Annotated in this window: 7 protein-coding genes and 2 tRNA genes; 2 read left to right on the top strand and 7 right to left on the bottom strand. The window is 61.8% G+C overall.

What is annotated here, in order from left to right:
- The 3 genes from AB4Z11_RS14465 to AB4Z11_RS14455 all read right to left on the bottom strand — a co-directional run.
- On the bottom strand, positions 1-290 hold a 290-nt coding region (locus AB4Z11_RS14465), incomplete at its 3' end, for a TGS domain-containing protein (RefSeq protein ID WP_442025944.1).
- Between the two features lie 187 nt (positions 291-477).
- Positions 478-554 (bottom strand) — tRNA-Val (locus AB4Z11_RS14460).
- 30 nt (positions 555-584) lie between these two features.
- Positions 585-661 (bottom strand) — tRNA-Val (locus AB4Z11_RS14455).
- 91 nt (positions 662-752) lie between these two features.
- Between AB4Z11_RS14455 and AB4Z11_RS14450 the strand changes: the two genes are divergently transcribed.
- Positions 753-1,667, top strand: a complete 915-nt coding sequence (locus AB4Z11_RS14450) for a cation diffusion facilitator family transporter (RefSeq protein WP_442025943.1) — start codon at positions 753-755, stop codon at positions 1,665-1,667.
- Positions 1,668-1,683: 16 nt separating this feature from the next.
- On the opposite strand, the gene AB4Z11_RS14445 is transcribed toward AB4Z11_RS14450, so the two are convergent.
- Entirely contained in the window at positions 1,684-2,148 is a 465-nt protein-coding gene (locus AB4Z11_RS14445) for a lipocalin-like domain-containing protein (protein WP_442025942.1), read from the bottom strand.
- A gap of 98 nt (positions 2,149-2,246) precedes the next feature.
- On the opposite strand from AB4Z11_RS14445, the gene AB4Z11_RS14440 reads away from it, so the two are divergent.
- Complete coding sequence (locus tag AB4Z11_RS14440) at positions 2,247-3,128, top strand: LysR family transcriptional regulator (RefSeq protein ID WP_442025941.1); 882 nt, start codon at positions 2,247-2,249, stop codon at positions 3,126-3,128.
- On the opposite strand, the gene AB4Z11_RS14435 is transcribed toward AB4Z11_RS14440, so the two are convergent.
- The 3 genes from AB4Z11_RS14435 to AB4Z11_RS14425 all read right to left on the bottom strand — a co-directional run.
- Complete coding sequence (locus AB4Z11_RS14435; protein ID WP_442025940.1) at positions 3,075-6,044, bottom strand: patatin-like phospholipase family protein; 2,970 nt, start codon at positions 6,042-6,044, stop codon at positions 3,075-3,077. The two genes, AB4Z11_RS14440 and AB4Z11_RS14435, sit on opposite strands and share 54 nt — an antisense overlap.
- 103 nt (positions 6,045-6,147) lie before the next feature.
- Positions 6,148-8,394: a RelA/SpoT family protein gene (locus AB4Z11_RS14430; RefSeq protein WP_442025939.1), complete on the bottom strand. Its 2,247-nt coding sequence runs from the start codon at positions 8,392-8,394 to the stop codon at positions 6,148-6,150.
- A 30-nt stretch (positions 8,395-8,424) separates the two neighbouring features.
- On the bottom strand, positions 8,425-8,655 hold a 231-nt coding region (locus AB4Z11_RS14425), incomplete at its 5' end, for a RidA family protein (RefSeq protein WP_442025938.1).

Below are 8,655 nucleotides of genomic sequence, written 5' to 3'. Positions count from 1 at the left end.
ACCGGGCCGATGGTCACTTGCGCATCAGGGAACAGTTCCTTGACGGCGTAGGCCAGCAAGTGCGCGGTGGAGTGGCGAATGACATCCAGGCCTTCCGGATCGCGGTCGGTCACGATGGCGACGTCGGAGTCTTTGTCGATCAGGAAGGAAGTATCGACAACCTTGCCATCGACCTTGCCGGCCAGCGCGGCTTTACCCAGGCTGGTGCTGATGTTGGACGCCACTTGTGCGACGGTGACGGGCGCTTCGAATTGACGGATGGAGCCGTCGGGCAGTCGGACTGAAACCATCATGATCTCCAGAAGAAGGAACTACAAAGGATATAGGGAAAATACGGACGAAAAAAAACGCGGGCTAGCCGCGTTTTTCTTCAATTGAACAAGCAAAAGAAAGCCGATCGACTAGCGTCACTCACCAACTGTCATGGTAGTTCGCGGTGTCATAACCGGTGTGCCTTTCTCGCTCTTACAAAGTGTCTGGTGGGCGGTGCAGAATTCGAATCTGCGACCCCTTGGATGTCGACCAAGTATTCTAACCAGCTGAACTAACCGCCCGTTGTCTTTTGCAATCTTACTACAGTGTTCTGGTGGGCGGTGCAGAATTCGAATCTGCGACCCCCTGGATGTCGACCAGGTATTCTAACCAGCTGAACTAACCGCCCGGAGACCAGCATTATAGAGATGCGCTTCCGGGATGACAAGTATTTTCCCAAGAAAACATTGCTATGTCGCCTATGCTATATTCCAAGGCCTATGCAAACCAAGATTCCCTCCTCCTCCGCCCATTTGCACGCCCACCTCGACGGCGATGCCAAACATGCCCACTTTGCCGAACAGCGCAGCCAGACAGCGCTGGCCTTCGCGCTTGCATTGACGCTGAGCTTTGCGGTGGTGGAAGTGGTGGCTGGCTTCATGTCCAATTCGCTCGCGCTGATTTCGGATGCGGGCCATATGGTGACTGATGCGGCCTCGCTCGGCCTGGCCCTGCTGGCGCAACTGATCGCCAAACGTCCGCCATCGGCACGCTATTCTTTTGGCTATGGCCGCGCAGAAGCGCTGGCTGCTTTCGTCAACGGCCTCGCCATGCTGGCGGTCGTGGGCTGGATTTTCGTGGAGGCGATTCACCGCTTCTCCGATCCCGCGCCGGTGCAGGGCGGCACCGTGCTGATCGTCGCCGCGCTGGGCCTGGCGATTAATGTGCTGGTGGCGTGGACGCTGTCGCGCGACCAGGGCAGCATGAACACCCGCGCCGCGCTGGTGCACGTGATGGGCGACCTGCTTGGCTCCGTGGCTGCGCTGATCGCCGGCGCCGTCATCCTGTGGACGGGCTGGATGCAGATCGACCCGCTGCTGTCCGTGCTCGTCTCGCTGCTGATCCTGAAATCCACCGTGACGATCCTGCGCGAGTCCTACCACCATCTGATGGAAGGCGTGCCGGAAGGCGCGAACTATCTGCAAATCGGCGCCGACCTGGCAGCCATCGACGGCGTCGTGTCCGTGCACGACCTGCACGTGTGGGACATGTCGCCCGGCCACCCGGCCCTCATCGGCCACCTCGAAATCAGCGACCTGCAGGAATGGCCGCGCGTGCTGCGCGATGTGAAGGCCATGCTGCTGTCGCGCCACGGCATCGACCACATCACGCTGCAGGCCGAGCCCGAACACTAAGCAAAATTCACTGGCACTATCGCTGCGCGACGCGGCGCCAGACGGAGATCGGTACGTCGCCATCCGGCCGCGGCGGCACGCGCCATTCCAGCACATCGCCCGTCAGCTTGTAGGGCCGCTTCTGCACGGCGCCATCCAGTTGCGGATTCGACGCGGCAGTGATCCTGAACGTCATGGTGTCCGCGTCAACGCTGTACTGGCCGTAATGCGTACTCATGGTGAGCACCAGGCGCTTGTACTCAGGCGCCGGTCCATTGCGGTAGTCACCCTCGAACGGCGGACGCTCCGCGTGATAGATCTGCAGCGCGTAACTGCCATCCTTCGACATGGTCAGCGTGCCGCGCGGCTTGCTGCCGTAATCGTCGCTGCGCGTACCGTCGCGGTGCTCGCGGTAAGCGCCAATCATCTCCCAATTGCCGGACAGGTCGGCGGCCTGCGCCACCCCGGCCAGGCTGAGTAGTACCAATATCAGTGTCTTCATTGCGGAACTCCATTCGTTGAACGTGGCGCCAACGATAAATGCATGGCGCGCGCCGCGAAATGGCAAAAACTTCGCCTTCCCCGTGCATAATTGCACCTATGGATAATCCCGACTGGAATGACCTGCGCTATTTCCTCGCCGTGATCGAGGCCGGCTCGCTGTCCGGCGCCGCACGCGCGCTGGGCGTCGAGCACACCACCGTCGCACGGCGCATCGAGGCGCTGGAGCAGGTACTCGGCCTGCGCCTGTTCGACCGCTTCGCACGCGGCTGGTCGCTGACCGAGGCCGGACAATCTCTGCTGCCGCAAGCGCGCCGCATCGGCGACGACGTGCTTGGTCTGCTGCGCCAGGCGGCCGGGGCGTCGAGCGCCCAGGGCACCGTGCGCATTTCAGCGCCACCGGCCATTGCCGCGCACTGGATCGCACCGCGTTTGGCCGCACTGCGTCCGCATCTGGATGCAATTGATATCGAATTGGCGGCCGAAGCGGGCCATGCCGACCTGTCGCGCCGCGATGCCGACATCGCCCTGCGCTACCAGCGCCCAGCCGCGCCGGACATGGCCGTGCGCGCGGTCGCGCAAGTGCAGTACCGCGTGTGCGCGACGGCCGCCTACGTGGCGGACCACGCAGCGGAAGATTGGGAATTCATCGGCTACGACGACAGCCTGTCCGAAGCCCCGCAGCAGCAATGGCTGGAAGAATTCGCCAACGGCCGCCGCTTCACTTTCCGCTCCAACGACCTCGCCACAATCCACACCGCAGCGCTCACCGGCGCCGGCGTGGCCGTGCTGCCCGACTACCTGGATGGACCGCCGGCGCTGCCCGGCATCGACTGCCCGATCCAGCGCCAGCTATGGATGGTGATTCACGATGACGTGCGCAAATCCGCCCGCGTGCGCAAAGTGGCAGACTTGCTGGCGGATCTATTAGGCGCGTCGTCCATCACCAGTACGCCGCCGCGGAAGGACCGTGATTTTTGAGGGAGGCACCGGCACTTCGGGCCACACTTTGCTCAACTCCACCCAGTCCATCTGCGACAGACTGGATTTGAATACCGCGTCTGTCAATTCCTTGCCCAGCCGGCGATAGCTTTCGAACTGGTCTTCCGCGTAGAACTGGTCGCCGGTCGATTCATGCGGGAAGGTCGGATGCGTGGCGTGGTACTGCTGCACAGAAGAATCCTCGGTCTTGCCGTTCATGGACGCCTTCAGGTAGATCAGCAGACCGGTTGTCCCGTCGGGATACAAAATGGCGCCAACTGCGAAACGCGAACGGCTATATCCGTTGTGCAGGCGAATGTCGCGCACATTGATCACGATTTCCGTGTCAAAGTCGACCTTGCACATGCGGATCAGCGTGCCCAGTCCTTCAAAGTTCATTTCGGGATCGCACTCCGCATCGCTGGCAACAATCAGCTTGCAGCGGCGGCGCACCAGTTCGTACATCGCCAGGTTTTCAAAATGGCCGCCATCCGACACCATCACATACTTCGCACCGGCATCGGCAAGACCGAACAGTTCAAGCAGCAAATAGCGCATGCTGAGCAGCGGCGACGCATGCTTTGGCTTACGCGCCGGATTGGCAAACCACCAGCCCAGGCGCACATTGAACATCGTCAGCAGGATCGCCACCGCCGGCGAAGTATGGTAGCCCTGGTTGGGACTGGCCGCGGCGCCCGAAACTGCCACGGCCTGCCCTAACGTTACAGGCCGCCGGAAATCACTGTGCGGCTGGTAGCCAGGTTTGCCGTCCAATGCCTTCAAGTARCTGCTGCCCATCACATACGGCGTGATCGCGAAATTTGCACTATGCCGTGTGTGCAGCGACAGATCGCTCGATCCTCCCAGATTCAACGCGCAATTGACAATATGCAGCGGACCTGCCGCGACCGGATTTGCCGCGGTGCCGCCTTGCAGTTCACTCATGGGGAGGTCGTCCGCATCGTCAAAGCCTGTGAAGTGCTGGGGCTTGCGCGCCTGCACGCGGGTGGCGCCCAAATAGCAGCGCACCAGGCGATTGCGATAGAAAGCGTTCAGACTGAACTCATTGATATCCACCCGCCACATAAAAATGCCCAAAGCGATCGCGCAGCCGAGAATGATCCAGCTCAAGTGCTCGTTGCCGGTCTTCAGGTACGGCCAATGATTCGCGTAGAACAGATTGAGCTGCACCCAGGTGCCATCCGCCCGCTCGCTATTCCATAACACGACATGAATGGCACTCGACACCACGAGCAGCAGGCCGGCAATGAAGACGTACGGAGCGACCAGCGCAATGGCGTTGATTACCTTACTGCCACTAGAAGCGGGCTCGCTACGAATCTTGTCATCGCCGGCAGCCTTGTTCGAATTCCCCGCCAACAAGCCGCCCGCCGTCGAAGCAATCCAGGCGACAACAGCAGAAATGCCCGGCCAATGTTCGCCATCGACCAGCCACGCAGTCAACAGCGGGCCATAAAGCGCCGACACCATCGCCAGCCAGACACCGAACGCGTAGATGCACACCCAGGCGGCAAGGCGGCTCCACCATTCACGCATGCCCTCGAGCGACGAGCGGCCAAGCAGGCCAATTTGCAACGTCACCGCCAGCGAAAACGCAATCAGCAGCAAGGGCGGTCCCCATACCAGGGCGTGCCAGACGCCTGATTCGCCCTTTTCGTAGAACAGCTGCATCAACACCAAAATGCCGCAAAACATGGCATGCAGGGCGGCGGCGCTCAGTGCAGAAACACCAATCGCCAGGCCGGCATAGGCAAAGGGACGCCAACCTGCATCCCGCAACACATCCCTTCGTAGCGAGCAGCAAGACAGGATCAGCATCGAAGCAAACGAGATCGCGATCGGGAAAGGCCAGTGCCGCCACGCCTTCAGGACCAGCTCTCCATAATGCTTCATGCCAGTGATCTCATTGCCGGGTACCGTGCCGCGCACCAGCCCCCACATCACCGCGGCCAGCAGGAATGCCGTGAAGATCATCGGCAGCACGACCATGGTCTGCACCTGGCTCTGGTCATAGATCACCTCATCGCAACCAGGCTTTGCTTTAGGCAGGAGACAGCGTAACTTCAGCACGGGCGGCACCAGGGCTATCGCGCACAGCGACAAGCACAAGGCCATCGGCAACGCATATTCATTGGCCGGGCCGTCTATGAAGGGATTAAATCCCGTGACTACCTTGATCGTAACCGCGCCAGCCAAGGCGCCCAACGCCACAGCGCCCCAGGCACGCCAGCCGCAGGCATCGTAGCTGAATTGCCCTTTGTGCTCGTGGCTGGCGGCCGGCCGCTGCAGCTGCATCAGATTGGCGCCAATCCCCGTCACTGCCAGCAGGAATAACGCAACCGTCAGCCAGCGCGCGCCTTGCTGAGGTGGCCATTGCTGGAACGGCACATCCAGGCTGCGCGCCAGCAGCATCACCAGTACCAGGCTCAACACCACGGTCAACTGCACCAGGATCGTATTGCGGATCCAGATCGTCAGCATGGACCAGGTGTCCGCACTGAAGAAACCAAGTTGCGGCGACAGATAGTTTGAATATTTGCGCAGGTGGGCGATGGACTCGCGCCAGTCCGCACCTTTCGCGAGCCAGTTCGGCTTGCGCAGGCAGTTGGCGCTCAGCCAGCTGGAGATATAGCCGCCGCCGGAGACTGACGACAGATAGTCGAATTTTTCAAGCAGGCCCAGTTCCTTGAGGCTTTCCAGCACACCCAAGCCGAAGGTCGCGCTACGGATGCCTCCGCCAGAAAATGCCAGGCCGGACAGGCCCGTATCATCCTGTCCTCGCACGGCGTCGCGGCGAGCCTTGATGAAATCACGTTCGTTGATCACCACCGGCTCGGCTGCCGGATCCCCTTTGAATTCAGTCGACCCCTGTCGGTCCAGGCTCGCGATCTCCATTTGTCGCCTCCCTTGTAAGAGTATTCTTACAGGATAACCGGCAAGACAACGTTGGATTATCTCCAATTGTCACATGCGAGCCGGCGCAGCCGGCCTCAATGCATCAGGCGCGGCGGGCTTCGATCACCCCGGTGACTTCGCAGATCGCGGCCAGCGCCTTTTGCAGCTGGGCGGTGGCGCCCACTTCGGCGGTGAAGGTCATGCGCGCCTGGCCTTTGGCGGACTGGGTGTTCACGCCGATCACATTGATCTTCTCGCGCGAAAAGATTTCCGAGATGTCGCGCAGCAGGCCCTGGCGGTCGCCGGCCAGCACGAACAGGTCGACCGGATACACGGTATCGGACCGTGCGCTGCCCCATTCGGTGACGATCACGCGTTCAGGCGCCTTGGCACGCATCTCGGCGAAGTTCTTGCACGAGGCGCGGTGGATCGACACGCCCTTGCCGCGCGTGACAAAGCCCACGATCGGATCAGGCGGCGCCGGCTTGCAGCATTTGGCCAGCATGGTCATCAGGCCATCGGTGCCAACCACCAGCACGCCCGATTTGGCGCCCTGCTCCACGCTGGAGGCGCGGCTCTTGTTGACGGCCACCTGGTCCGCCGGCTCTTCCGATTCGGCCGGTTCGTGCAGCGCCTGCTCCACATGGCGCAGGCTGAATTCATCYTTGCCGACCGACAGGAACAGATCGTCCACCTTGTTGAAGCCCAGCTTCTGCGCCAGCGCTTCCAGGTTGACGGCGGTCTTGCCCTCGCGCTGCAGCGATTTTTCCACCAGCGAGCGGCCGCTCGCCAGCGTTTCCTGGATGTCGATGGCGTGGAACCAGGCGCGCACCTTGGAGCGGGTGCGGCTGCTGACCGTGTATTCGGGGCTCAGCCAGTCGCGCGACGGTCCCGCGGTGCCGGGCGCGCCCTTGGCAGTAATGATCTCGCAGGACTGGCCGCTCTTGAGCGCCGTATTCAGCGGCACCATCACGCCATCCACCTTGGCGCCGCGGCAGCGGTGGCCGACGTCGCTGTGCAGATGGTAAGCGAAGTCGATCGGCGTCGCGCCCACCGGCAGCTCAATCACACGCGCCTGCGGCGTCAGCACGAAGATGCGGTCGTCCAGGGAGGTGGCCTTCAGCTTCTCGACCCACTCGCGCTGCTGCTCTTCGTCGCCCACCATGGCGTCCGCCACTTCGGACTTCCACGCCAGCAGCTGGCGCAGCCAGGCGATCTTCTCGTCGTACTGCTGGCCCTTGAAATTGGAGCCGCCCTCCTCCTTGTAGYGCCAGTGCGCCGCCACGCCGTATTCGGCGAAGCTGTGCATCTCCTGGGTGCGGATCTGCACTTCGAGGGGACGRCCATCGTCCGCCGTCACCACCGTGTGCAGCGACTGGTAGCCGTTCGGCTTGGGACGGGAAATGTAATCGTCGAATTCTTTCGGAATCGGCGTCCAGATATTGTGGACCACGCCGAGCACCGTGTAGCAGGTCTTCACGTCATCGACGATCACGCGGAAGGCGCGCACATCGTACAGTTCCGAGAAGTCCAGCTCCTTGCCCTTCATCTTGCTCCAGATGGAGTAGATGTGCTTGGGGCGGCCGAACACTTCGGCCTTGATGCCTGCCGCGTCCAGCTCGGACTGCAGGCGCGTGATCGAGGAAGACACGAAGCTCTCGCGCGCCATGCGCTTCTCTTCCAGCATCTTCGCGATACGTTTATACGTTTCCGGCTCGATGAAGCGGAACGACAGGTCTTCCAACTCCCACTTGATCTGCCAGATGCCGAGGCGGTTGGCCAGCGGCGCGTACAGGTCCAGCGTTTCGCGGCCATAGGCGCGCGTCATCTCGTTGAACAGTTTGGCATCGGCAAAGTAGCGCAAGGTGGTGCAGCAGGAAGCCAGCCGCACCAGCACCACGCGCATATCGGTCGCCATCGCGAGCAGCATCTTGCGCAGGGATTCAACCTGCGCCACGGCCTGCTGGGCCGCGCTCTTGCTGCGGGTGGAGCCGCCCGGCGCTGTCTGGGTAAGTTCGCGCAGGCGGATCAGTTGGCGCACGCCTGTCACCAGCTCGCCGACTTCAGTGCCGAAGCGGGGCTCGATGCCAGGGGCGGTATCGGCGTCGAGCAGGGTAAGCTCGAACACCAGGCCGGCAATACGGGTTTCGACATCGCTGCGCAGGAAGGCCAGCGTGCTGGCAAYGCCCACGGAAAATTCGAACGCATCTTGTCCGTAGCTTGTCTTCCTGCCCGCATAGGCCTCGCTGGCGTAATCCAGCGCGGCAAGCATGCGGGCTCCATCATCGGCGGACAGGCCTTGCACCAGCTGGTCCGACGTTGYGCTATTGAGAGCCGCGATTGAAACCATGATAAAACCTTGTTTGTTACGGGGAGTTGCTTACTTCTGTGCTGCCACGATGACGATTTCAACGAGGCAGGCCGGATTGGCCAGATTGGCTTCCACGGTCGCGCGCGGCGGCGTGGCGCCCTGCACCACCCAGGCTTCCCACACTTCGTTCATGCCGGGGAAGTTGGCCATATCGGTGATGTAGATCTGGGTCGACAGGATGCGCGACTTGTCGCTGCCCGCTTCTTCCAGCAGACGGTCGATGTGGGCCAGCACTTCAGC

It is taken from the genome of Pseudoduganella sp. RAF53_2 (assembly GCF_052113985.1).
Taxonomy (GTDB): domain Bacteria; phylum Pseudomonadota; class Gammaproteobacteria; order Burkholderiales; family Burkholderiaceae_D; genus Rugamonas.
The sequence above is the reverse complement of the archived record's forward strand: the minus strand, read 5'-3'. Positions and strand labels throughout refer to the sequence as shown.

Excerpts from the sequence above, each read along its gene's own strand:
- AB4Z11_RS14450 (WP_442025943.1), top strand. The coding sequence starts at position 753 with ATGCAAACCAAGATTCCCTCCTCCTCCGCCCATTTGCACGCCCACCTC.
- AB4Z11_RS14445 (WP_442025942.1), bottom strand. The coding sequence starts at position 2,148 with ATGAAGACACTGATATTGGTACTACTCAGCCTGGCCGGGGTGGCGCAG.
- AB4Z11_RS14440 (WP_442025941.1), top strand. The coding sequence starts at position 2,247 with ATGGATAATCCCGACTGGAATGACCTGCGCTATTTCCTCGCCGTGATC.